Here is a 25,458-nt window from a genome sequence, read left to right on the forward strand (position 1 = left end):
TGAAATGGATGAAGCGTTACAAAAAAAGTTAAAAAATTACGTACTTTGGTTACTCGGCCGCCAAGAATATTCGCGCCGAGAGTTAACACTAAAATTACAGCAAAAACAGGCGACGCCGGAATTTATCGAGGCTTTATTAGACTGGTGCGAAGAGCACAACTTTATTAATGAGCAGCGCTATATTGAAGGGTTTGTACGTCGCCATATTGCTAAAAAACATGGCTTAAAACGGATACAAAGTGAAGCCATGGCGAAAAGGATTGACCGCACACTGTTAGAAAGTGTCATTGAATCATTTGCAATAGATTGGTTTCAATTAGCGCAGGATGCGTATTTAAAGAAATATTCAAATTCACAGGACGACTTCGATCACAAAGAAAAAGCTAAGCGCGTGCGCTACTTAATGTATCGAGGGTTCAGTTACGAACAAATTGATTTTGCAATGCAAGCACAGTAAAAATGGGTGAGACGTTCACATGCAGCACATGACTACCGCACAGATCAGGCAACAGTTTTTAGACTTTTTTGCCTCTAAACAACACCAAATTGTTCCATCAAGCTCGCTTATTCCGGGTAACGATGCGACGTTATTATTTAATAACGCCGGCATGGTGCAATTTAAAGATGTATTTTTAGGCGCAGAAAGCCGCCCTTATAACCGCGCAACTAGCTCACAACGTTGTGTGCGTGCCGGTGGTAAGCATAATGATTTAGAAAACGTAGGCTATACAGCGCGCCACCATACATTTTTTGAAATGTTAGGTAACTTCAGCTTTGGCGATTACTTTAAGCAAGACGCGATTAAGTTTGCGTGGGAATTTTTAACTGAGGTAGTAAAGCTGCCTAAAGAAAAGCTTTTAGTTACGATTTATCATGATGATGAAGAAGCCTTTAACTACTGGTCACAAGATATTGGCTTAGCTGAAGATCGTATTATCCGTATTGCTACGTCAGATAACTTTTGGTCAATGGGTGACACTGGCCCATGCGGTCCGTGTTCTGAAATCTTTTATGATCATGGTGAACATATTTGGGGCGGCCCTCCAGGCTCACCTGAAGAAGATGGCGATCGTTTCATTGAAATTTGGAACCTAGTATTTATGCAATACAACCGTCAAAGCGACGGTACGATGGAGCCACTTCCTAAGCAGTCGGTTGATACAGGTATGGGTCTTGAGCGTATTGCTGCAATTTTACAAGGCGTGCATTCAAACTACGAAATCGATTTATTCCAAGGCTTAATTAAAGCGGCAGCAGAAATTACCCATGCTCAAGATATGGATGATAAATCACTACGCGTAGTGGCGGATCATATTCGTTCATGTGCGTTTTTAATCTCTGATGGGGTGATGCCATCAAACGAAGGCCGTGGTTATGTACTGCGCCGTATTATTCGTCGTGCTGTACGCCACGGTAACAAACTTGGCGCAAAAGGTTCGTTCTTCTATAAGTTAGTTGCCGCATTAATCGAGCAAATGGGTCAAGCGTACCCTGAGCTTGCAAAACAGCAAGAAATCATCGAAAAAGTACTGCGTATCGAAGAAGAACAATTTGGTAAAACCCTTGAGCGTGGTTTAGCTATCTTAGAAGAAAGTTTGACTGATTTAACCGGCGATGTGATCCCGGGTGAGTTAGTCTTTAAACTTTATGACACCTATGGTTTCCCTGCTGATTTAACCGCTGATGTAGCGCGTGAGCGTTTTATGAGCATTGATGAAGAAGGTTTTCAACAGTGCATGGCTGTGCAGCGCAAAACAGCGCAGCAAGCCGGTAAATTTGGTGCCGACTACAACCAACAATTAAAATCTGATAAACACACTGATTTTAAAGGCTATGACGCAACGCATTATAGCGGTACTGTGATTGAAATGTTCGCACAGGGCGAAGCTGTATCTGTACTTGAAGATGGCCAACAAGGCATTGTGGTACTAGATCGCACCCCGTTTTACGCAGAATCTGGTGGCCAAGTTGGCGACACCGGCACATTAACAGTAGCCGGTGGTGAGTTTACAGTAACTAATACGACAAAGCTTGGTAATGCCTTTGCACATCACGGTACTGTAATGGGCCGTATTGGTGTCAACGATAAGGTGGAAGCGAGTATTGATGATGCGCGTCGTGACCGTGTTAAAAAGAACCACACGGCAACGCATATTCTTCACGAAGCACTGCGCCAGTTATTAGGTGAACACGTATCACAAAAAGGTTCATTGGTTGACCCTGAACGTTTACGTTTTGACTTTTCACATTTTGAAGCGGTGACTAAAGCTGAACTACGTGAAATTGAGCGCGTTGTTAATGACGAAATACGTCGTAACTTTGCCTTAAACACTGAGTTGATGGCCATTGATGCAGCCAAAGAAAAAGGCGCTATGGCGTTATTTGGTGAGAAATATGATGACGAAGTGCGCGTAGTAACTATTGGCGATTACTCTATCGAATTGTGTGGTGGTACTCACGTAAACCGTGCTGGTGATATTGGTTTATTTAAAATCGTATCAGAGAGTGGAATTGCAGCCGGTGTACGCCGTATTGAAGCGGTAACAGGCGCAGACGCAATTGCCTACGTTAGCGAGCAAGAACAACACCTAAACGACGTTGCAGCGCTTGTAAAAGGCGACAGCGCATCAGTACTTGAAAAAGTAACTGCCTTGCTTGAAAAAGCAAAAGGTTTAGAAAAGCAGATTGCTCAGCTTAACGATAAACTAGCAAGTGCAGCGGGCGCTTCATTGCTTGATTCAGTTGTTGAAATTAATGGTGTTAAACTACTGGTTGCTAATGTTGAAGGCACTGAATCAAAAGCCTTACGTGGTATGGTTGATGATCTTAAGAACAAGATTGGCTCAGGTGTGATTGCTTTAGGCGTAGCTGATGGCGACAAAGTAAGTTTAATTGCCGGTGTCACGAAAGACCTAACTGGCAAAGTGAAAGCCGGTGAGCTGGTAAATCACATGGCATCACAAGTGGGTGGTAAAGGCGGTGGTCGTCCTGATATGGCGCAAGCGGGTGGCTCAGAGCCACAAAACTTAAGCTCGGCACTTGATAGTGTAACGGCTTGGTTAACCGAGCGTACGTAAGCGTATTAGCGCACTTTTTAGTTGCACACCTTGGAGGCTCAATTGAGCCTTCTAAGGTGTTTATACTCAGTGTGCTTCAAAGCGATTAAATCACTTACTAAATTCAACACAGTTAGCGTTGAAAAGAGCCGCTGGAGATAGATTTATTATCCAGAGTTCAGCTTAAAACACACCACAGTTGTTTTTTATTGGCTATCGACTTTTTCTTGTATATGAAAAAATAGACTATGCTTTACAGTGTGGATAAAGATTTTTAGCAACCACTTGAAGTATTGAGCGATAATCACCATTATATTAATTGTAAAGAGATTTCTGGTGGTTACTTAGTTGCTAAAACCCTGTTGTGGCAGTGAGTACGGGATCACATCCTAGTGCAGTAAGTATGTTTTTATGGGTTAACGTAAACAGGTATTAAGTTAATATCTGATATTAAAATGTTAGTTTGTATAGATGAAACAGACTTAGAATTGGCAATAGGTGCATTACAAAGAGTTTTTTTAACAGAAAATGAATCGATTTAGAGTTTTTACTTACTTTTAAGCTTTATTTTCTTTAAGATACAAACGCGGAATCTTTTAATTTATTGGAATACGGGAGCAAGAGAATGCTAATACTAACTCGTCGAGTAGGTGAAACCCTAATGATTGGTGACGAAGTAACTGTCACTGTACTAGGTGTTAAAGGAAATCAAGTACGTATTGGTGTTAATGCACCTAAAGACGTTTCAGTACATCGTGAAGAAATTTACATGCGTATTCAAGCTGAAAAGTCTAACCCGAATCCGGGCAATGCTTAATCAATTTAATTGATATGAAAGAGCCACTATTTAGTGGCTCTTTTTTTTATGTATGCAATTATCTCATCATTCAGTACGCTATTTGAAATATACTGCATACCGCGGCGGCTTTTTAAAATAATACCGCGAGGAGTAAAAATCACTTCATCGATATCTTGCCACGCTAGCTGGTAGCTCTTATGCGGGTTAACACTCTTGAAGCCTTCTTTATCTATGCTTAAAGTCGCTTCTGACCCCGATGCGCGACTGAGCATTTGCCGCGTTACCCACCAAGGCCTGCGATAATAAAATGCCACGCATTCAAGCACCGCAGCCATAATCAAAAAATTACCTAAGTAGTGTTTTTCTAACCAATAAATAGCCGTTAGTCCCAAACTAACCAATAATACTAAAAAAACATATTTTGGCTTTGCCTGCGCGCTGTAAGGCAGAGACTCATCAAAACATTCGTAAAAATAGGGCTTATCTAATGTATAAGTGGTGCTAAATGACATGATTAATTAATTCAGGATTACTGTGCAGTTATTTTAGCAAGCTTAGTCGCAAAAAGCCGTTTTTTTAGGTGTTCATTTGTTTGTTACTATGAGAGCTTAATATAGCGTTTTACTATTTGTGGGTGAGGGGAGCGATGTTGAGTTTTATTGGTTTAACCTGGGCGTTGTCTAGTAATGCATTTTTGGTAATGGGGGATATGCCGTATACCCCAATAGATGCACTAAATTTAGCGCCGAAGGGAATTTTAGGCAGTAAAATAAATACCACGGAACATGCTTTTTTACTCCATGTCGGCGATATAAAATCAGGGGCTGAGCCTTGTACAAATGAGTTGCTGACAAAAAATAAACAGTTGTTGAGTGCTTTAACCACACAACCATTTATTTATACCCCAGGTGATAATGAATGGACTGATTGTGATAGAGCGAATTTAACGCCTCGCTATGATGAATTAGAGCGCTTAGTATTTTTAAAAAGCTTAATGTACGACCGCGCATACCTAGAAAAAGCCAAACAACTGGAACAATTTAAGCGCCAAGCAAGCATGGCAGAAAATGCCCGTTGGCAGTTCGCAGGTGTGGAATTTATCACGCTGCATATTGCCGGCACGCATAATGGTCGCAGGCAGATACTGAACAGTGATAAACAGCTTGCTTATCAACAAGCCGATGCAAGAGATGCAAATAACCTGCAGTGGTTGGCACAAGCAAACCCAACCGCTAAAGGGTATGTTATTGCTTTTCAAGCTGATATTTACACACATCAAACTGATCAGCCAGCATGCAGCGCAGCGCTACAGCAAGCATGTGATGGTTTTAAAGTTTACCGAGATGCCATACGCGAGTTTGCGAGCACGGTGAAAAAGCCCGTTTTAGTGATCCACGGCGATACTGGCCCGTATTGTCAGCAGCCTTTAGCAAACAACTTAACAAGGCTTAATGTGCCAGGTGATTACATGGTCAGTGATATTGCTAAAGTCGCGCTGGCACAACAAAATGCCACTGTAACATGGCAGATCAGTAGCTTAAAAAGTGGTAAACCGCTTGAGCAACAGTGCCGTTAATGTTCGACCAAGCCAGCATCGCTTATTAGGTTGTTAAGTTCGTCTTGCAACTCAAATAGTTCAGGCTCAATATAACTTAAATCACAATCACCTTTTAATGCGGTTTCCAGTGCCTCTGCAAGCGCTTTTAACTTCGGAACACCCGTGTAGCAACAGGCACCGTGAAATTTATGAATAATACTTAGCACATGCTCACAATCTTGGTTATTGGTTGCTTCTTCAAGCAGACGTAAGGTTTCAGGCACACTCAGTAACAACATATTGAGCATTTCAAGCGCTAACTCGTTTTTGCCGCCGGCACGTTGTAAGGCTAAAGGCCAATCTAATGAGGTGCTGATAAATGGTGGCTCAAGAGTCACTAAATCATTACGACTTTTATCACGTCGCAGCGGTGATTGTGGGCTGTGGCTGTGATCACTAATAATTTGCTTCAGCATATCTTCATCAATAGGCTTAGTTAAATAACCTTTAAAGCCATCGGTGATCAGTTGCTCTTTTTCACCCGCTAAGGCATGTGCTGTGACTGCAATAATAGGCGTATCTTCGTTTAAGGATGATTCGAGGATCAGTTTACAGGCGGTAATACCGTCCATAATAGGCATTTGAATATCCATAAAGATAATGTCGTACTTATGGCTTTTGCTCAAGCTATAGGCTTGTGAGCCATTATGAGCGGTATCAATAGTTTCAATCTGTTCTTCTAGTAAAGTACAAATTAACTTTAAATTGGCGTCGTTATCATCAACCACTAATACTTTTAGCGGTAATAATTTTTCGTCATTTTCTTCAATATTATGCACGGGATGATCGAGTCGATACGGCGCGGCAAGCACTTCACAGAGTTTACGGTGATTAAGTGGTTTACTCAAACAGGCATCTGCACCACAGCCAATATACGCTTCGCGCATATTATGCGATACCGAATTAAGCATTAAGTACAGGTAGTCGGTCGATTCTCGGACTGCTTTGATATAGCTTTTTAATCGTTGCATTTCGTCAACAGCGGCCACGTGACCAATAATGCAAATATCGTAATTAAACTCTTTATTGAGCTCTTGTAAAAAGCTTTCTTGATCAAAGCATGCAGTAACTTGAGTTTGCCATTCGGTCAGCAACGAGAGTACGGCATGATGGGTATGCTCGTGCGGTTCTAGGTATAAAATACGCTTATTAACGAGGGATTTACTTGGCAGGTCGCTGGTATAGCTATGACTTGGCAATCTAAACACACTATTAAAGGTAAAACAGGTCCCACTACCCGGTGCTGAGTTTAAGGTGATCCGGCCACCCATATTTTCAACAATGTGTTTGGTGATGATAAGGCCTAACCCTGTGCCACCAAATTTACGGGTAATACTGGAATCAGCTTGGCCGAATGGAGTGAACAGAGCATCTTGTTTATCCATCGGGATACCGACACCTGTGTCCGTCACTGACACCAAAATAGAGGTACGTTCTTCATCAAGTAAACGATGGCCAACATCGATTTTGATTGCCCCTTTTTCGGTGAATTTAATGGCATTGCTGATCAGGTTGATCAGCACTTGTTTAAAGCGAGTTGGATCGCCAGTAATGTTATCTGGCACCTGCGCATTGATATAAATTGATAGCTCAAGCTGTTTCTCATGTGCGCTTGGGGCAAGTAAGGTTAGCACTTCATTGATGGTATCGCGCAGTTGAAACTGGATAGACTCAAGTTCCATGGCGCCAGCTTCAAGCTTAGAGAAATCTAAAATATCACTGATGATAGTCATTAAGCTATTTGCTGAGAGCTCAATGGTATCGAGGTAATCTTTTTGATGTTTATTCAGCGGTGTTTTATGTAATTGTCGGGTAAAGCCGATCACCCCATTAAGCGGCGTGCGCAGTTCGTGACTCATTTTTGCCAAAAAGTCAGACTTTACGCGGTTGGCATCTTGGGCATCGGTTTTAGCAATACTAAGCTGAATATTTTGTGTTTCGTATAGTTCTAATGATTCGCGTAAATCACTGGTTGCTTGATCAATGTGCTTTTGCATTTCATCTTTTTGCATCACCATAGTATCTGAAATGGTGTTAAGACCTTGGCGTAATAACTCAAACTCGCCCATCATTGGCGCGGTTAGGCCAGTTTCCCTTTTTCCTTCAATTAACCTATCGGTAGCGAGTACTAACTTATTTAACGGGTTCATAAACATGTGACTCAGCCTGATGGCTAGAATAGCGGCCAGTACTAAGGCCAAAATGATCACAATGCCGCTGACTAATAATGCTTGTTGTTGACCAATAATGGCTTGATCTTTATTGAGCTGGATAACCACAGTGCCAAGGGATGTTTGAAAGGCGGCGTTGTTCCACTGTGCATCTGGAGTAGAGTGATTGATGATTGGCGTGAAAAAAGTAATAAGCTGATTGCTGGTGACTACTTGCGTATTTTTACCTACTTGTAAGTGTTCAGTATGCATTAAATCATCAAAGTCACGGTGGTAATTACTGGTTAATACCAGTTCATTATGCTCGTCAAAAATGGCGATGGTTTTAATTGCTGGAGAATGTTTATTATGCGCGTGGCTGATCAAACGGTTAAGCAACTGCTTATTTTTTGCTAGTAATGGTTGTTCAATGGCGATTGAAAGTGGCTCAGAAATAGTGGTGCCTTGCTGATATAAAATTTCATCAAGCTCAATGTAACGATTTATTGTAAAATAGCCGCCAAGGAGTAATCCGATAATCACTGTGGGAATGAGTGTTAGCGTTAAAACTGAGTCGCGCAAACCAAGTTTAGTCATAAGTGAACGTTGTTATCATTATTAGTTAGTTAAAGAGTATATACTTATAAGCTAGTAATCAATCACCCTCGTAGAATCAATATTTAAGGTGTTGCCCGATGGCGCAGTTTTTCCAAGCAAAAAAGAAAACCCTTTCTGGGCAGTCGTTAACGTTAGCCATTACCGGCATGGATCATCAAGGTCGGGGCATTGCCAAACACAATAATAAAGTGTGCTTTGTCAGCGGGGCATTGACAGGCGAAACGGTTAAAGCCAAATTAACCGAAGATAAAGCCCGCTATAGTGCTGCTAAAACATTAAAAGTTGAACACCCGAGTGATGCCAGAGTAAAACCATTTTGCGAGTACTATCAACAATGTGGGGGTTGCCAACTGCAACACTTGCGTCTTGATCAGCAATTAGTTGAAAAGCAATTAGCGGTGAGCCAGTTGTTTGCCAAGTTCGCCAAGCTTGATGCAATGAACTGGCAAGCCCCGTTATTGAGCGAATCAACACATTACCGTCGCAGTGCGCGGTTAGCGGTGATGTTTGATAAAACCGCAAAAAAAATGCGTGTAGGCTATCGCGCGCAAGGCTCTAAACAAATAGTAAGCGTGCAACACTGCGCGGTATTAAGTGAAGCGTTTGCAGATATTTTCACTGTATTTGATGAACTGTTAAATCAATACAATGAACTTCGCAGTGTCAGCCATATACAATTATGTCAGGCGGATGAGCAAAATTTTGTGGTGATCCGCCATACTAAAACCATTAGTGATAAATTAAAAAGCACCATTGTAGAACTGGGATTAACCCATCAGTGGCAAATCATTTGGCAGGGTGAAACCCAACAAATTAACCATGACCACTTAGCGATGCCATTTTATCAGTTACCTGAACTTGGTTTAAAATTTGCTTTTGGCTTGGAGAACTTTATTCAAGTGAATGCGCAGGTTAATCAGGCTATGTTATCTCAAGCGGTTGATTGGCTTAACTTAAATGGGAATGAGCAAGTGCTCGACCTATTTTGCGGGATTGGTAACTTCTCGTTAGCGCTGGCAAACAACGCAAAAACGGTGGTTGGTGTCGAAGGAGTCGCTTCTGCGGTTGCAATGGCGACACAAAATGCGCAAACTAACCATATAGCCAATGCTCATTTTCATTGTTTTGATTTAACACAAAACATGCAGCATGCACCGTGGTTTAATAAAGAATTGGATATATTAGTACTCGATCCTTCACGTACTGGTGCCATAGCTATTTTAGAGCAACTGCCTCTTGAGCAATTTAAAACGATTTTATATGTTTCTTGCGATCCTGTGACTTTAGCCCGTGACAGCGCAATTATTACGCAAGCTGCATTTTCACTTGAAAAAATTGGGCTAATGAATATGTTCCCGCACACCGGGCATATTGAAACAATGGCGTTATTTCAAAGGAGGTAGAGCGCATTATGGTAGCTACTCGGCAATCACACCAGCACGACAAACCGGGTGATTTCAGCACACGACTTGGTTTACTGAACTTAACGCAAGAAAAATGCGAGTTATTAACTAAAGCGAACACCCTTTGCGCTGAGCTGCACAATCATCAGCAACAAAATATTGCCATGGAAATGGTCGAAATTTTGGTGGAAATGAACCTCGACGCAGATACCTTAGCGACAGCGTATATTACGCCATGCTTTTTAGCTGATCTGATTGATATTGAAAAAGTCACTGATGTGATGGGTAATCATGTGGCAACGCTATTAACAGGTGTTGCGCAAATGGCGACTATTAGCACTTTGGCTCATCAAGGCACCGGCACCGTTCAAGTTGATAACATACGGCGTATGTTATTAGCTATGGTTGAGGATGTACGTGCTGTTGTAATCAAACTAGCAGAGCAAGTATGTCATTTACGTGATGTTAAAAACGCCAGTGAAGAAGAGCGCGTTATTGCGGCAAAAGAAACCGCAGATATTTTTGCGCCACTTGCTAATCGTTTAGGGATTGGTCAATTAAAGTGGGAGCTGGAAGATTTAGCGTTTCGTTACCTACACCCAGATGTTTATAAGAATATTGCCAAGCAATTAGATGACAAACGACTCGGTCGTGAAGCCTATATGGTCGATATGGTTGAACAAGTTAAAAACAAACTTGCTCAAGCAGGTATCAAAGGTGAGGTCTATGGTCGGCCAAAACATATTTACAGCATTTATAAAAAAATGGCGCAAAAAAATTACGAGTTTGATCAGCTGTTTGATATTCGCGCCATGCGTATTGTCGTTGATGAACTGCAAGATTGTTACGGTGCGCTGGGCATTGTGCACACTAACTGGCGTCACCTGAATAAAGAATTTGATGATTATATTGCCACCCCTAAACAAAATGGCTACCAATCAATTCACACCGTAGTGTTTGGCCCAGAAGGCAAAACCGTTGAAATTCAAATTCGCACTCATGCCATGCACCAAGACGCCGAACTTGGTGTTGCTGCGCACTGGATGTATAAAGAAGGCGCGTTGCCAGGACGTGGTTCTGGTTACGAGCAAAAAATTAGCTGGTTGCGTAAATTATTGCAATGGCAAGAAGAAGTAGTTGATGGCAGCGATTTAGCCGAAGAGCTAAAAAATCAAGTGGTTGAAGATCGCGTTTATATTTTTACCCCGCGAGGCGATATTTTTGATTTGCCGCTGGGCGCAACGCCACTGGATTTTGCTTATTATATTCACTCGAATGTGGGGCATCGTTGTATTGGCGCCAAAGTATTTGGCAAAATAGTGCCATTTACCCATCAATTGCATACCGGTGATCAGGTTGAAATTTTAACCCAAAAACAACCTAACCCGAGTCGCGACTGGTTAAATCCATCACTGGGTTATATTAAATCATCTCGGGCTCGAGCGAAAATACACCATTGGTTTAAACAACTCGACCGTGATAAAAACCTCAGTGCTGGCAAAGAAATTCTTGATAATGAATTACAAAAACTCGATCTTACCTATAAGCATCTAGAACCGGCGATTTCGCGTTATAACTTTAAAGAGCTAGATGACTTAATGGTCGCAATTGGCGCAGGCGATGTGCGTTTAAATCAGCTGCTAAACTTTATAACGGACCGCTCTGATGACGAGCCGGTGATCCGCTTTAAAAACCCCACTAAAAGCAGTGGTGATAAAAACGGCATCGTGGTTGATGGGGTAGGCAGTTTAATGAGTCACGTGGCTAAGTGTTGCCGCCCAGTACCAGGCGAGCAGATCATCGGCTATATCACCCAAGGACGTGGTATTGCTGTGCACCGTGAGGATTGTGATTCATTTACCAATCTAAAGTCGCAGCACCCTGAACGGGTCGTCGCGGTTAGCTGGTCAGACGAAATTAACGGCTCTTACGCGTTGGCAATTAAAATTGAAGCCAGCGATAGAGCAGGGCTTATTCGCGACATCAGCTCAGTACTGGCAAATGAAAAGGTCAATGTGCTGAATCTGAATATGGAAACCGTGGACGACCGTCAATTAGCGCTATTTACTATGCAAGTTGAAGTGCATGATTTATCAAGCACCAATCGGCTATTATCCAAGTTGCATCAAATTGAAGGTGTACATGAAGCCAAGCGCAGCCACTAGAGAGTAGTATGAAACATCAAAATACATTAGCTGAGTTATTGGCGATTATGGTTAAGTTACGTGATCCCGATACCGGCTGTCCGTGGGATATAAAACAAGATTTTAAATCAATCGTGCCGCATACTTTAGAAGAAGCATACGAAGTTGCAGACTGCATAGAAAAAGGTGATTTTAGTGAGCTGCAGAACGAGCTAGGAGATTTGCTCTTTCAAGTGATTTTTTATGCGCAATTGGCTAACGAGCAAGGGTTATTTGATTTTAATGATGTAGTGGCAGGCCTTAATAGTAAGTTAGTGCGCCGTCACCCGCATGTATTTAGTGAGCAACAAGCCTTAACAGATCAACAACTCAGTGAGCAATACCAAGCGATAAAAGCGCAAGAGCGGGCAGCTAAGGTTGTGCCACATACCAGCTCATTGTGGCAGGATATACCCGCGAATTTACCTAGCTTGAGCAAAGCTAAAAAAATTCAGCAACGAGTTGCAGGGCTCGGCTTTGATTGGCCAAGTTATCATGGTGCATTAGATAAAGTGGCCGAAGAAGTTGATGAAGTAAAAGAAGCACTCGCGGTTGATCCGCATTCAGCGCACAGCGCCGAAGAAGTGGGCGATCTATTATTTGCGACGGTTAATGTGGCGCGGCATATTAAACGTGATCCAGAGCAGCTATTACGTGCCGCAAATGATAAATTTTCAGTACGTTTTGAAAAAGTTCAAGCATATTTAGCCGAGCGAGGGCAGTCACTGGATACTGCAACGCTCGAACAAATGGACGCCGCGTGGGAAGCGATAAAAAAGCCAGTGTAAATAAGGATAGACTCTGAGTGCATTTTTTGTGCAGAGAATTGCTAACTTTCACTGGATTGATGGCAGTGCCTTTGCTATAATTTCGCCCCGTCTTGATTCTATATTTTTCCTTTTAATTCCTGATATTCTAGGGTTCGCATGAGTACAAAATTTATCTTCGTTACCGGCGGGGTTGTTTCCTCGTTGGGTAAAGGTATTGCAGCAGCATCGTTGGCAGCTATATTAGAGGCCCGCGGTTTAAATGTTACCATTTTAAAGCTGGATCCTTACATCAACGTTGACCCAGGCACAATGAGCCCAATTCAACATGGTGAAGTATTTGTCACCGAAGACGGTGCTGAAACCGACCTTGATTTAGGTCACTATGAACGTTTCATCCGTACTAAAATGACAAGCCGTAACAACTTCACACAAGGTCGTGTATATGAAGATGTGCTGCGTCGTGAGCGTCGTGGTGAGTACCTTGGTGCAACAATTCAGGTAATTCCACATATTACCAACGATATTAAGCAACGTGTTTATGACGGTGCAGAAGGCCATGATGTGGCAATCGTTGAAATTGGTGGCACGGTTGGTGATATTGAGTCACAACCATTCTTAGAAGCAATTCGTCAGCTTGGCACAGAGATTGGCCGTGAGCGCGCATTGTTTATTCACTTAACGTTAGTGCCATTCTTAGGCCCTGCGGGTGAAGTGAAAACTAAACCAACTCAGCATTCTGTAAAAGAATTACGCTCAATTGGTATTCAGCCAGACATTCTTATCTGTCGTTCAGATCGTAAATTACCAAACAACGAACGTGCGAAGATTGCTCTTTTCACTAACGTTGAAGAAAAAGCAGTTATTTCATTACCAGATGTAGACAGCATTTACAAAATTCCTGCGCTGTTAAAATCGCAAGAGCTTGATAATTTTGTATGTCGTCGCTTCCACCTTGATTGCCCAGAAGCAGATTTAGTTGAATGGGAACAAGTGTTATACCAAGAGTCAAACCCAACGGGTGAAGTGACTATCGGTATGGTTGGTAAATACATTGAGTTACCAGATGCTTATAAATCTGTAAACGAAGCATTGAAACATGCCGGCCTTAAAAACCGTTTAACAGTTAATATTCAATATGTTGATTCGCAAGATTTAGAAAGTAAAGGCACTGAGCTACTTGCTAATCTTGATGCTATTTTAGTACCAGGCGGTTTTGGTGGTCGTGGTGTTGAAGGTAAAATTTTAGCCGCTCAATATGCTCGCGAAAACAAAGTACCTTACCTTGGTATCTGTTTAGGTATGCAAGTTGCGCTAATTGAGTATGCACGTAATGTTGCCGGCTTAACTGATGCAAATTCAACCGAATTTAATGCTAATTCGTCAAGCCCTGTGGTTGGTTTGATCACTGAATGGCTAGATGCGGAAGGTAACATTGAAACACGTAGCGAAAAATCTGATTTAGGTGGCACTATGCGTTTAGGCGCACAAAAATGTCATTTAACACCAGGCTCAAAAGTACGTGAAGTATATGGTAGTGATGAAATTGTTGAACGTCATCGTCATCGTTACGAAGTAAACAATAATTTTGTTGAGCAGCTTGAAAAAGCTGGCTTGAGTTTCACTGGTCTATCGGAAGATAAGAAACTAGTTGAGATCATCGAGAATAAAGATCACCCGTGGTTTATTGCGGCTCAATTCCATCCGGAATTCACCTCAACACCACGCGATGGTCATCCGTTGTTTGAAGGGTTTGTTGCCGCTGCGCATACTCATCAAAAAGCGTCATCGTAATGTGAATAAGCCGTGCTCTATGCACGGCTTATTTGTTTTTAAAGCCGACGGCATTAAGGATAATTAATAAAGTCGGAGTAGACTCACCATTTTGGGAAAAGAGGAATCAAGATGTCAAATATCGTAAAAGTGATCGGTCGCGAAATTATGGACTCGCGTGGTAACCCAACTGTCGAAGCTGATGTACATTTAGCTGACGGTTCTTGGGGTCGCGCTGCTGCACCATCGGGTGCATCAACAGGTACTCGCGAAGCACTAGAATTACGTGATGGTGATAAAGCACGTTATTTAGGTAAAGGTGTATTAAAGGCTGTTGGTTTTATTAATAATGAAATTAACAGTGCATTAGAAGGTCAAAGTGCGCTTGCGCAAAGCACGGTTGACCAAATTATGCTTGATTTAGATGGTACTGAAAACAAAGAAAAACTAGGTGCCAATGCAATCTTAGCTGTATCACTTGCAACAGCTAAAGCCGCTGCACAATCTAAAAAAGTAGAACTTTATGAGCACATTGCTGACCTAAACGGTACGCCAGGTGTTTATTCTATGCCGTTACCAATGATGAATATCATCAATGGTGGTGAGCATGCTGATAACTCTGTAGATATTCAAGAGTTTATGATCCAGCCAGTTGGCGCAGCTAACTTCCGTGAAGGCCTACGTATGGGCGCTGAAGTATTTCATAGCCTTGCCAAAGTACTTAAAGCAGACGGTCATTCAACAGCCGTTGGTGATGAAGGTGGCTTTGCACCAAACCTTGCTTCAAACGAAGCGGCACTTGCAGCAATTAAAGTTGCTGTTGCTAATGCAGGCTACGAGCTTGGTAAAGACATTACACTTGCTATGGACTGTGCTGCCTCTGAGTTTTATGACAAAGAAGCAAATATCTACGACCTTAAAGGCGAAGGTAAAAAGTTCACTTCTGAAGAGTTTAACTATTTCCTTAAAGATTTGACTGAGCAATACCCAATCGTATCGATTGAAGATGGTCTTGATGAGTCAGATTGGGATGGTTTTGCACACCAAACAAAATTACTTGGCGACAAGATCCAATTAGTGGGTGACGATTTATTCGTAACCAATACTAAGATCTTAAAGCGTGGTATCGACAACGGTATTGCTAACTCAATCTTAATTAAATTTAACCAAATTGGTTCACTAACTGAAACGTTAGCTGCAATCAAAATGGCTAAAGACGCTGGTTTTACGGTTGTTATCTCTCATCGCTCAGGCGAAACTGAAGATTCAACAATTGCCGATTTAGCAGTAGGTACTGCGGCAGGTCAAATTAAAACAGGTTCATTGAGCCGCTCTGATCGTGTAGCTAAGTATAACCAATTGCTTCGTATCGAAGAGCAATTAGGCGCTAAAGCACCGTACAACGGCTTAAAAGAAGTAAAAGGTCAGTAATTCTTTGCTAAGAATATGATTTAAACTTTAAAAAAATCCTCGCAACTGCGGGGATTTTTTGTTTTTGAAAAAGAATAGCAAGCGACGTATAGAAACCAATTACTACTATGAAGCGAAGAACAATTAGGCGCAAAAGCACCGCCATTACTTCAGTCTTAAAGAAGTAAAAGGTCAGTAATTCTTTGCTAAGAATATGATTTAAGCTTTTTAAAAATCCTCGCAAATGCGGGGATTTTTGTTTTAAGAACACGGTGGTTTGCTTGCGCGTTTTTCTGACGCTTGAGAAAATTACAGTTGAAACTGCTGTTTTAAAATCTCTGCGGTAAAGCTGGTTTTTAAATAAAAACCACGGGGTAGGGTTTTAATAATTTGCCCATTAGGGCCAATGGCGTCGGTGACGATACGGCTGTTAGCGGCTTTTGGGCGAATTTGCATCGCATCCCCTAAATGCCCTGAGATCTCATCAACACGACCCAGTGCAATCAGCTCCATTTGCTCTTCCCAGTCCCGTTGTAACTGCGCATCTTGCTCTGCTGAGGGTTGCCATAAAAAGCCACTGCCAATGGTTCGATCAAATGGCACAATGTCGCGCTCGCCTAATATGGGCAGCCACAAGACATGATTGAGCTTTTTGCGCACATTACTTTGCTGCCATGTCATACCGGTAACATTTAAAAGCGGTGTAACCGACACAAAAGTAGTCTCTAGCGGTTTACCTTTATATGAAATTGGTAAGGTTTTTAACTCTATGCCAAGTTCTTCAAAATCGGGCGTGGGTTTCGAGCCTGCTGTTGCCCCTAATGCATATTCAATCAATTGCCCGGTCCAGCCCTTTTCCTTTAATAAATGCTCCGGTGTTTTAAACTGATAATGACTTGCTAATTGGCCTAATGTCAGTCCTGCAATGTTGCTAACACGTTGCATTAATTCATTGATTGAATGTGGTTTTATCGGTTTCATAGGGGGTTATTTAGTTGTATAAATTCACTACTCATGATAGCAAAAGAGTTTAACCGTGGATATCTTTGCGTTTGGGTGTTTTTTGTTCAGTGATAGTTTGCTGTGTTTTTAGACACGGTGAAGTTTGCTGACTTTAGGCTTAATGTATTGAATTTAATGATTTTTAACTATTAAATTTGCAAAGCCTTTAAGCTATGTTGAAAACTTGTTGGGATAAATACAGAACTATGAACAATGTTATCCACAGAAACTGTGGAAAAGGCAAGTTATTAGATCTGCTATTGTGGATTTGTTTGCAAAATGAGCTGTATAAACTAAAGTTATGCACAAGCTGTGAGTAAGATGCGTAAAACTCTGAATATTGTTTGCCGTATTGCAGGTAATGTGGAACAATCATTAAAAATCGACTTACAAATGAGGCACTAAGGTGATTGATGCCGAAGGTTTTCGTGCCAATGTCGGAATTGTAATTTGCAATAATCAGGGACAGGTCTTTTGGGCCAGACGTTATGGTCAGCATTCTTGGCAATTTCCTCAAGGTGGTGTTGATAGTGGCGAAACAGCAGAGCAGACCATGTTCCGTGAATTACACGAAGAAGTCGGCTTGCGCCCTGAAGATGTAGAAATTGTCGCAAGTTCAAAACATTGGTTACGTTATAAATTGCCCAAGCGTTTGATCCGCCGAGACTCTAGTCCGGTGTGTATTGGGCAAAAGCAAAAATGGTTTTTACTGAAACTGCGTTGTAAAGACGAAGATGTAAACTTACTGAAAACACATCATCCTGAGTTTGATGATTGGCGCTGGGTAAGTTATTGGTATCCGGTGAGGCAAGTTGTATCGTTTAAGCGCGATGTTTATCGTCGTGTTATGAAAGAATTTGCACCTTTTGCGATGCCTTTTAATAAACGTGAACAGCCTAAAGATACTTGGCGCCACAAAGGTAAATAATATAAAGGAGCAGTATTATGCTGGCTACACTCAGAGCTATTGCCGAGTCCGTTTCGCAACAAGCGAGTTTGGATAGTGCGCTAGCATGTTTTGTTGAAATGGTGAAAGATGCCATGAAAACTGAGTGCTGCTCCATTTATTTTGCTGATTACAGTCAAGATAATTTCGTATTAATGGCCACCAGAGGGCTAAACCCTGCTGCGGTTGGTAAATTTAGAATCGGTTTTACCGAAGGCCTTGTTGGCTTAGTTGCGCAACGAGAAGAGCCTATAAATATCGCCTTTGCCAAATCTCACCCGCGTTTTAAACTCTCACCTGAAGTTAACGAAGAAGGCTTCAACGCATTTTTGTCTGTACCTGTAGTTCATCAAAAAAAAGTGCTGGGCGTTATTGTTGTGCAACAAAAAATTGCCCGGGTATTTAGTCAAGATGAAGAGTCTTTCTTAATTACATTATCTGCGCAACTTGCGTCACAATTAGCGCATGCTGAAATTAAAGAAATACTACGCCAAGATGAATTCTCCCATCAAACCTCGGTGCTAAAAGGGGTTTCAAGTGCGCCAGGGATTGCGATAGGGCAGGCTTTTGTTATTCTGCCGAAACTTGATTTTAAGTCTATCGAATTAAAAAAAGACGAAAACGGCACTGAGCAGCGCCGCTTATTTACTCAAGCGGTAGCTGCTACACGCAAAGAATTTAATACTTTGTCGATGACGCTTAGCGATTCTATCCCTAAAGAAGCGTTGGCAGTGTTTGATGTGTATCAGCAATTACTCGACGCGAAAAGTTTAGGGCAAAATGTTGAAGCACAGCTGCAAGAAGGCTGGTGTGCAAAAAGTGCCTTGAAAATTGTCATTGAGCGCTTAATTTCGCAATTCAATGCTATGCAAGACCCTTATATCAAAGAGCGTGCGGTTGATGTGAAAGACATTGGCTTGCGCGTGTTGCATCATCTGGTTAATACTGAGCACGCAGTAAAAAGTTACCCCAAAGATACCGTACTTATCGCTAATACCTTAACCCCAGCAATGCTTGCAGAAGTACCCAAAGGGCACTTGGTCGGGGTGGTGAGTGTTAACGGTGCAGCTAATAGTCATGCGTCAATTTTAACTCGCGCCATGGGGATCCCGGCAATTTGGGGCATTGAAGATTTACCGCTGTTGCAGTTTGATGGTAAAGAAATGATTTTGGATGCCTATGCAGGGCGATTGTATATTTCGCCTTCGCAAATGCTACAAGCTGAATACTTACAACTACAGCATCAAGAAAGCCTACTGAATGATAAGTTTATGGCTGAGCAAGAGTGCGATGCGGTGACATTAGATGGCGAACATATTAGTTTGTTGCTCAATGCGGGTTTGGATCTCAATACCGAAAAAGCTAATACAAAAGTTTGTGATGGTGTTGGGCTATACCGAACTGAAGCTTGGTTTATGCAAAAAGGCCAGTTTCCATCACAGATAGAGCAAGAAAATTGGTACCGCGAAGTATTAGCCAGTTACCACCCTGAACCAGTAGTAATGCGCACACTCGATATAGGTGGTGATAAAGCATTGGATTACTTTGATATTACAGAAGAAAACCCATTTTTAGGCTGGCGGGGTATTCGTGTCACATTGGATCACCCCGAGATATTTTTAGATCAGCTCAAAGCCATGGTTAAAGCAAATATTGGCTTAGGTAATTTAAAAATTATGCTGCCAATGATAAGCGGTACCGAAGAAGTTGACGAATCGTTAGCATTGTTAGAACAAGCTTATTTTGAACTTGCAGAGCAATACCCAGAGCAAGCGATTGAACGCCCAGAGATTGGCGTTATGTTAGAAGTACCATCAAGTGTTTTTATGCTGCCAGAATGGGCTAAAAAAGTAGATTTTTGCTCTGTCGGGAGTAACGATTTAACGCAATATTTACTCGCAGTTGATCGCTCAAATGCCCGTGTTGCTGATTTATTTAATCCCTATCACCCAGCGGTATTACGGGTACTGCAAAAAGTTGCAAAAGAGTGCCAGCAACATGAAATGTCATTTAGTTTGTGTGGTGAGTTAGGTGGCGATCCAGAAGGTGCAATACTGCTAATTGCGATGGGTTATCGACGTTTGAGTATGAACTACTCATCATTAAGTAAAGTTAAGTGGGTGTTAAGGCGGTTAAAAGCCAGCGATATGGAAGCATTGTTGGCTGAGTGTTTAGCACAATCTACTGCAAAACAAGTGCTTAGGCTCACCCGTAACTTTATGATTGAACATCAATTGGGGGAATTATTTTATACCCCAAATCAGGCTTCTTAATAGTGCTGTAAAGATCCGATATAATCGATTAATATATGCATATAACATTTAAGATATAAGAGTTTGCTATGCATGATTTAGTCATACTGATCCTCAGCTGCGCGTTATTAGGTTGTGTGGTTGGATTTTTAGCAGGGTTATTAGGCATAGGTGGTGGCTTGATTATTGTGCCCGTGCTCAGTGCGTTATTAGTGAATTTTGATGTTGTGGCGGTTGATCATGTACTGGTTATTGCTATAGCCACCTCGCTTGCCTCTATTTTATTCACCTCCACGTCATCTGTATTAGCTCATCATAAAAACAACAATGTATCATGGGAAATTGCGCCTTGGGTTATGTCTGGCGTTGGGCTCGGCGCTTTGATCAGTGGCTTTGCGGCCAGTTTAATTCCTGAGCAATTATTACGCATTGTATTTGCTGTCAGTGTGGTGTTTATTGCTGCCCGTATGGTGTTGTCTGCGCGTAATAAACCAGCAGTAACTAAACCCATGCCAAGCGGTCCGATAATTGGCGCTATTAGTGCCGTGATGGGCGGATTATCAGGCTTGATTGGTATTGGTGGAGGGGCGCTGATTGTGCCATTACTGCATTATTTTTCGGTGGATATTAGAAAAGCGATAGGCTGCGCGGCCGCATGTGGCATTGTGATTGCGCTATTTGGCTCTGTTGGATACATCAGTGCGGGGTGGCAAGTTACCGATTTACAACACGGCTTTGCAGGTTTTGTGTATTTACCGGCATTATTAGGTATAGTAATAACTTCGTGGTTTATGGCGCCAGTTGGGGCTAAAGCAACGCATTATTTACCCGTTTCAACGATAAAAAAAGTGTTCGCGGTGTTACTGGTTATTATCGCGCTTCAAATGGTTTTTAGTTAAGGTTTAATTTATATGGCTCTTGAATTTCCAGAGATCGATCCGATCATATTTACAGTCGGTCCTCTCAGCGTACGTTGGTACGGTTTAATGTATTTAATTGGTTTTGCTTTTGCAATGTGGTGGGCAAATAGACAAGCAGCTAAACCAAACTCTGGTTGGACAAAAGAACAAGTCAGTGATTTACTTTTTTACGGCATGCTAGGAGTGATCCTTGGTGGGCGTATTGGTTATGTACTGTTTTATCAATTCAGTTATTTTTTAGAAAATCCATTGTATTTATTTAGAATCGACCAAGGTGGCATGTCATTCCATGGTGGCACATTGGGTGTGATCAGCGCCATTTGTATTTTTGCTTGGACCCGTAAAAAGCAATTATTGGCAGTAGGCGATTTTGTTGCACCACTAGTACCCGTTGGATTATTGGCGGGGCGTATAGGCAACTTTATTAACGGCGAATTATGGGGGCGAACTACCGATGTGCCTTGGGGCATCGTGTTTCCTACCGGCGGACCGCTTGCACGTCACCCATCACAATTATATGAAGCGTTTTTAGAAGGCCTAGTACTGTTTATTATTTTATATGTATTTACTAAAAAGCCACGCCCTGCTGGCAGTGTTGGTGGATTATTTTTACTCGGTTATGGCGTATTTAGATTCTGCGTTGAATATGTACGTGAGCCTGATGCTCATTTAGGCTTATTTGGCGGTTTTATTTCGATGGGGCAAATATTGTCATTGCCAATGGTCATCGCAGGCCTAGGTTTGATAATATGGGCGTACAAAAAGCCACAGTCTGCTGTTGCAAGTAAAGCATAAAAAAGAAGCTAAAAATGAAACAATATTTAGAGTTATGTCAGCGCATTGTTGATGAAGGTGTATGGGTTGAGAATAAACGCACAGCAACGCGTTGTTTAACGGTAATTAATGCTGAACTTGAGTACGACGTTGCGAATAATAAGTTCCCAATGATCACCACCCGAAAAAGTTATTACAAAGCGGCCATCGCTGAGCTGTTAGGTTACTTACGTGGTTATAATAGCGCAGCACAATTTCGCGAAATAGGTTGTATGACATGGGATGCTAATGCCAATGAAAATCAAGCATGGCTAAATAATCCAAACCGTAAAGGTGAGGATGATATGGGTCGTGTCTATGGTGTACAAGCGCGAGATTGGCAACGCCCAGATGGCACGCCTTTAGATCAGTTAAAAAAGGTGATTGAAAACCTAAAAAATGGTGTGGATGACCGAGGTGAGATCATCACTTTTTACAATCCAGGTGAATTTGATTTAGGCTGCTTGCGCCCATGCATGCATACACATACATTTTCATTACTTGGCGATACACTTTATCTAACTTCTTATCAGCGTAGTTGTGATGTACCGCTTGGCCTGAATTTCAATCAAATTCAGTGTTTTGTATTACTCGCGTTAGTTGCGCAGATCACCGGACACAAAGCGGGCAAGGCTTACCATAAAATTGTTAATGCACATATTTATGAGAACCAACTGGAATTAATGCGCGATGTGCAGTTACAACGTGAGCCATTTGCATCACCAACGCTTACGATTAATCCAAAAATTAAATCACTCGAAGACATTGAAACTTGGGTCACCCGCGATGACTTTGAGGTGCATGGCTATCAATGTCACGATGCAATTAAATATCCGTTTTCAGTGTAATAATTAATAAGCATCATAGTTTTAAGGAGAGAATAATGAAAGCAGTGATCCCAGTCGCAGGGCTTGGCACCCGTATGTTGCCAGCTACTAAAGCTATTCCAAAAGAGATGTTACCTGTTGTAGATAAACCCTTGATTCAATATGTAGTTAATGAAGCGGTTGCTGCGGGTATTAAAGAAATTGTATTAGTAACTCACTCGAGTAAAAATTCAATCGAAAACCATTTTGATACCAGTTTTGAGCTAGAAGCAACGCTAGAGAAACGGGTAAAGCGTCAATTACTTGCTGAAGTACAAGCGATATGTCCAAAAGACGTCACTATCATCCATGTTCGCCAAGGTGAAGCAAAGGGGTTAGGCCATGCGATTAACTGCGCTGCACCTATTATCGGCAATGAACCGTTTGTGGTAATTTTACCTGATGTGATTATTGATGACGTTGAAAGCGACCTAAGCAAAGATAACCTTGCAGAAATGATCGCGCGTTTTAACACAACCGCACACAGCCAAATTATGGTTGAGCCAGTACCAATGCAAGATGTTGATAAGTTTGGTGTGGTTGATTTAGGTGACGCTACACTTGAGCAAGGGCAGAGTGCGCCAATTAAGAATATGGTCGAAAAGCCACCCATTGCTACTGCACCATCAAATTTAGCGGTAGTAGGGCGTTACGTTTTAAGTAAAAATATTTGGCCATTACTTGCGAAAACCCCTGCAGGTGCAGGTGATGAAATTCAACTTACCGACGCTATTGCCATGTTGATGGAAAAAGAAGCTGTTGATGCATACGCCATCAAAGGACGTAGTCACGACTGTGGCAGCAAGTTGGGCTACTTAAAAGCGACCATTGAATTTGCACTGCGCCGTGATGAATTTAAAGATGAGCTTAGTGATTTTATTAAAACCTTAGTTTAAGGTTTAAGTTCATTATAAAAAGTGTCTAAGAGGCACTTTTTTATTGCCTGAATTTTAGTAAGAATATGACTTACCGAATATTTATTTGTCGATATTTCGTTTCCTTTTAGCAAAACAGCTGTAACTGGCACTTACTTTGCTTACAATACCGCATTGTTTATTTCGTGATGCTAACAGATGATGTGTTTTAAAAAACAAACTTGGTTGCCACTGGCAGTGTTAGTTGCAACTATCAGCCTTAACGGGTGTAGTAGCAGCTCCGCTGCAAAACAACCCGCATTAATATCAGATCAACAAGTCAAAGAGTATGTACAGCAATGGCACTCGCAACAAGAGAGCATTACTCGTCTAGCTGCGATGGAGGAAGATCTGCAATTGTTAATTATGGCGCTTTCATCAGATACAGAAATAGCTGAAAACCCAGCAGCGTTGCGTCAAAATGATGTTGCAGTTGTACATAGCAGCGATGATCCGCAACTATCTCAACTCAATAACGCAGCAAATCAACAAACTCAAGCACCCGCAAACAATTATCAGCCACATTTAACTGATCCCTTACCTGGGGCACAACTTGGCCTGTATTTAAAACCGCAGAGAGTGAGGACGCAAATAGTAAGGTTACAGCAACAATATCCGCAGGCATTTAGCCAATTAAATTTTGTAATGACAGAGCGTCAAAATAAAGGCGTTACCTTGTATGGACTCCGTGTTGGACCGTTTCAAAACTATACCGAAGCCAATGTTTTTTGTTCATTAGCACAAAATTTAGGCCAAAAATGCCTGAGTGCGCCATTTGTTGGCCAGCCTTTGTAATGAAGTAAGTTATTTATCTGATTTTTCAGTCATTAAGCTTAAAGTAATTGTTCTAAGTGTCGATAATAATTATGATGGGGCCAAATACGGTAATACCCCAATTCTTATAAGGATTTAATATGAAACGATCTCTTGCTATTATTAGCGCTTTTTCTTTAATTCACTCTTTTCCTACATTAGCGACAAGCGCTGACTTTTCTGCAACAGTTAAAGTACAAAACACTGTTGTTTTAAGTAAGGGAGAAGATCTTAGTTTTGGTACTATACGTGCTGTAGCACAGGATGATGGCGCTCAAGTTGCAACCCTGACAATTAACCCCAACCCTAATGCAGCAATTAAAACTACTAAAACTGATGCTGGTGATGCTTTAATTTCAGTCATTGAAGAAGGTTCTCCTGCTACTTTTACTGTGTCAGATGTAGTACCTAATGCGATACTTACTATTACTAAACCTGGGGCAGGAAGGCTTGAATCTGCATCAAAAGGAGCGGGTGAGCCGCAATTCTCGATTGATGATTGGACCTTCTTTATCACTAGTGGACCAAATATAAACACGCCTTATGACGATTTAACAGCAAAATTAATTGCCAGTGAAGACGGTGAAGTTGAATTTGCTATTGGTGCCACATTGTCTACAGATAACTTAGCAACAACTGTACCTTACAAAGATGTTGAATATACAGGTACTTTCCAAATCGAAGTAGCTTATTAAATCGTTTCTAGTGCGACTTTTACCTTATGCAGTGGCTGTAAGTGCTTTAATTTATAGCCCGTATAATTTTGCCAATTCGATTGTCCAGCAACATCTTGATTTTGGCACTTTGGTGATCCCTAGCAATAGTAACATCAGCTCTGTGATTATTAAGGCTGACGCTGAGATAAATACAATAGGTCGTATTTATGTGCTAGAAAAAGGCCAACCGGCTGAGCTATTGCTGACTGATTTTCCTGTGCATACACAGCTAACCATGCAATTAGTTAACTCTGTAACAGTGCAGCACAACGCACAGGGTAGCAGCAGCGCCGATTTTGAAGTACGTCTTAATGGCTTTCCAAAATCCACCATAACTGATGATTTAGGTGAAGCGAAAGTATTTATTGGCGGCACATTGATAACAAAACCTAGCAGTAAAAGCTATTCAGATGGCGACTACTCCTCCACTACTAACCTAGAAATTTCGATTGACTACTAA

21 protein-coding genes are annotated in these 25,458 nt (G+C 41.7%); 18 read left to right on the plus strand and 3 right to left on the minus strand.

From position 1 onward, the window contains the following. Nucleotides 1-4: 4 nt before the first annotated feature. From ACMVDV_RS00220 to csrA, 3 genes are all read left to right on the plus strand, one after another. Entirely contained in the window at nt 5-457 is a 453-nt protein-coding gene (locus ACMVDV_RS00220; RefSeq protein WP_192541582.1) for a regulatory protein RecX, read from the plus strand. Nucleotides 458-476: 19 nt separating this feature from the next. After that, entirely contained in the window at nt 477-3,077 is a 2,601-nt protein-coding gene (gene alaS / locus ACMVDV_RS00225; protein WP_416156790.1) for an alanine--tRNA ligase, read from the plus strand. Between the two features lie 604 nt (nt 3,078-3,681). Continuing rightward, entirely contained in the window at nt 3,682-3,873 is a 192-nt protein-coding gene (csrA, locus tag ACMVDV_RS00230; protein WP_004587515.1) for a carbon storage regulator CsrA, read from the plus strand. 26 nt (nt 3,874-3,899) lie between these two features. Here the strand turns inward: csrA and ACMVDV_RS00235 are convergent, their stop codons facing one another. Continuing rightward, complete coding sequence (locus ACMVDV_RS00235) at nt 3,900-4,367, minus strand: YcxB family protein (protein WP_304182799.1); 468 nt, start codon at nt 4,365-4,367, stop codon at nt 3,900-3,902. A gap of 134 nt (nt 4,368-4,501) precedes the next feature. Here ACMVDV_RS00235 and ACMVDV_RS00240 point away from each other — a divergent pair, with 134 nt between their 5' ends. After that, the gene (locus ACMVDV_RS00240) at nt 4,502-5,431 is read left to right on the plus strand and encodes a hypothetical protein (RefSeq protein WP_416156791.1); all 930 of its coding nucleotides are present in this window, start codon (nt 4,502-4,504) and stop codon (nt 5,429-5,431) included. On the opposite strand, the gene barA is transcribed toward ACMVDV_RS00240, so the two are convergent. Continuing rightward, on the minus strand, nt 5,428-8,199 hold the full coding sequence (gene barA / locus ACMVDV_RS00245) for a two-component sensor histidine kinase BarA (RefSeq protein WP_416156792.1): 2,772 nt from the start codon (nt 8,197-8,199) through the stop codon (nt 5,428-5,430). The genes ACMVDV_RS00240 and barA overlap by 4 nt on opposite strands. 98 nt (nt 8,200-8,297) lie before the next feature. Here barA and rlmD point away from each other — a divergent pair, with 98 nt between their 5' ends. From rlmD to eno, 5 genes are all read left to right on the plus strand, one after another. Next, nucleotides 8,298-9,623 carry a 23S rRNA (uracil(1939)-C(5))-methyltransferase RlmD gene (gene rlmD, locus ACMVDV_RS00250; protein ID WP_416156793.1) on the plus strand — a complete coding sequence of 442 codons (1,326 nt, stop codon included), beginning with the start codon at nt 8,298-8,300 and terminating at the stop codon, nt 9,621-9,623. Nucleotides 9,624-9,631: 8 nt separating this feature from the next. After that, nucleotides 9,632-11,788, plus strand: coding sequence for a GTP diphosphokinase (gene relA / locus ACMVDV_RS00255; RefSeq protein ID WP_304182793.1), 2,157 nt, complete (start codon nt 9,632-9,634; stop codon nt 11,786-11,788). A gap of 8 nt (nt 11,789-11,796) precedes the next feature. After that, nucleotides 11,797-12,594 (plus strand): nucleoside triphosphate pyrophosphohydrolase, encoded by a 798-nt coding sequence (gene mazG, locus ACMVDV_RS00260; protein ID WP_416156794.1) that lies wholly within the window; start codon nt 11,797-11,799, stop codon nt 12,592-12,594. A gap of 138 nt (nt 12,595-12,732) precedes the next feature. Then, nucleotides 12,733-14,367 (plus strand): CTP synthase, encoded by a 1,635-nt coding sequence (locus ACMVDV_RS00265; protein ID WP_304182790.1) that lies wholly within the window; start codon nt 12,733-12,735, stop codon nt 14,365-14,367. A gap of 111 nt (nt 14,368-14,478) precedes the next feature. Next, complete coding sequence (gene eno, locus ACMVDV_RS00270) at nt 14,479-15,777, plus strand: phosphopyruvate hydratase (RefSeq protein WP_335677272.1); 1,299 nt, start codon at nt 14,479-14,481, stop codon at nt 15,775-15,777. Nucleotides 15,778-16,065: 288 nt separating this feature from the next. On the opposite strand, the gene mutH is transcribed toward eno, so the two are convergent. Further along, the gene (gene mutH / locus ACMVDV_RS00275; RefSeq protein ID WP_416156795.1) at nt 16,066-16,737 is read right to left on the minus strand and encodes a DNA mismatch repair endonuclease MutH; all 672 of its coding nucleotides are present in this window, start codon (nt 16,735-16,737) and stop codon (nt 16,066-16,068) included. A 427-nt stretch (nt 16,738-17,164) separates the two neighbouring features. Between mutH and rppH the strand changes: the two genes are divergently transcribed. The 9 genes from rppH (at nt 17,165) to ACMVDV_RS00320 (ending at nt 25,458) form a co-directional block, all read left to right on the plus strand. Then, the gene (rppH, locus tag ACMVDV_RS00280) at nt 17,165-17,686 is read left to right on the plus strand and encodes an RNA pyrophosphohydrolase (RefSeq protein WP_016709776.1); all 522 of its coding nucleotides are present in this window, start codon (nt 17,165-17,167) and stop codon (nt 17,684-17,686) included. 17 nt (nt 17,687-17,703) lie between these two features. After that, complete coding sequence (gene ptsP / locus ACMVDV_RS00285; protein ID WP_304182183.1) at nt 17,704-19,977, plus strand: phosphoenolpyruvate--protein phosphotransferase; 2,274 nt, start codon at nt 17,704-17,706, stop codon at nt 19,975-19,977. Nucleotides 19,978-20,045: 68 nt separating this feature from the next. Then, nucleotides 20,046-20,855: a sulfite exporter TauE/SafE family protein gene (locus tag ACMVDV_RS00290; protein WP_416156796.1), complete on the plus strand. Its 810-nt coding sequence runs from the start codon at nt 20,046-20,048 to the stop codon at nt 20,853-20,855. A gap of 12 nt (nt 20,856-20,867) precedes the next feature. After that, the gene (lgt, locus tag ACMVDV_RS00295; protein WP_304182185.1) at nt 20,868-21,671 is read left to right on the plus strand and encodes a prolipoprotein diacylglyceryl transferase; all 804 of its coding nucleotides are present in this window, start codon (nt 20,868-20,870) and stop codon (nt 21,669-21,671) included. A 14-nt stretch (nt 21,672-21,685) separates the two neighbouring features. Next, nucleotides 21,686-22,537 (plus strand): thymidylate synthase, encoded by an 852-nt coding sequence (locus tag ACMVDV_RS00300; RefSeq protein WP_416156797.1) that lies wholly within the window; start codon nt 21,686-21,688, stop codon nt 22,535-22,537. Between the two features lie 35 nt (nt 22,538-22,572). Beyond that, on the plus strand, nt 22,573-23,451 hold the full coding sequence (gene galU, locus ACMVDV_RS00305; protein ID WP_304182187.1) for a UTP--glucose-1-phosphate uridylyltransferase GalU: 879 nt from the start codon (nt 22,573-22,575) through the stop codon (nt 23,449-23,451). Nucleotides 23,452-23,628: 177 nt separating this feature from the next. Next, nucleotides 23,629-24,264: an SPOR domain-containing protein gene (locus ACMVDV_RS00310; protein WP_416156798.1), complete on the plus strand. Its 636-nt coding sequence runs from the start codon at nt 23,629-23,631 to the stop codon at nt 24,262-24,264. Between the two features lie 119 nt (nt 24,265-24,383). Then, nucleotides 24,384-24,977 (plus strand): DUF4402 domain-containing protein, encoded by a 594-nt coding sequence (locus ACMVDV_RS00315; RefSeq protein WP_416156799.1) that lies wholly within the window; start codon nt 24,384-24,386, stop codon nt 24,975-24,977. A gap of 10 nt (nt 24,978-24,987) precedes the next feature. After that, nucleotides 24,988-25,458, plus strand: coding sequence for a DUF4402 domain-containing protein (locus ACMVDV_RS00320; protein WP_416156800.1), 471 nt, complete (start codon nt 24,988-24,990; stop codon nt 25,456-25,458).

Origin of the sequence: Pseudoalteromonas sp. ASV78 (assembly GCF_047806705.1) — a bacterium.
In the GTDB taxonomy this organism is placed as follows: Bacteria; Pseudomonadota; Gammaproteobacteria; order Enterobacterales; family Alteromonadaceae; genus Pseudoalteromonas; species Pseudoalteromonas prydzensis_A.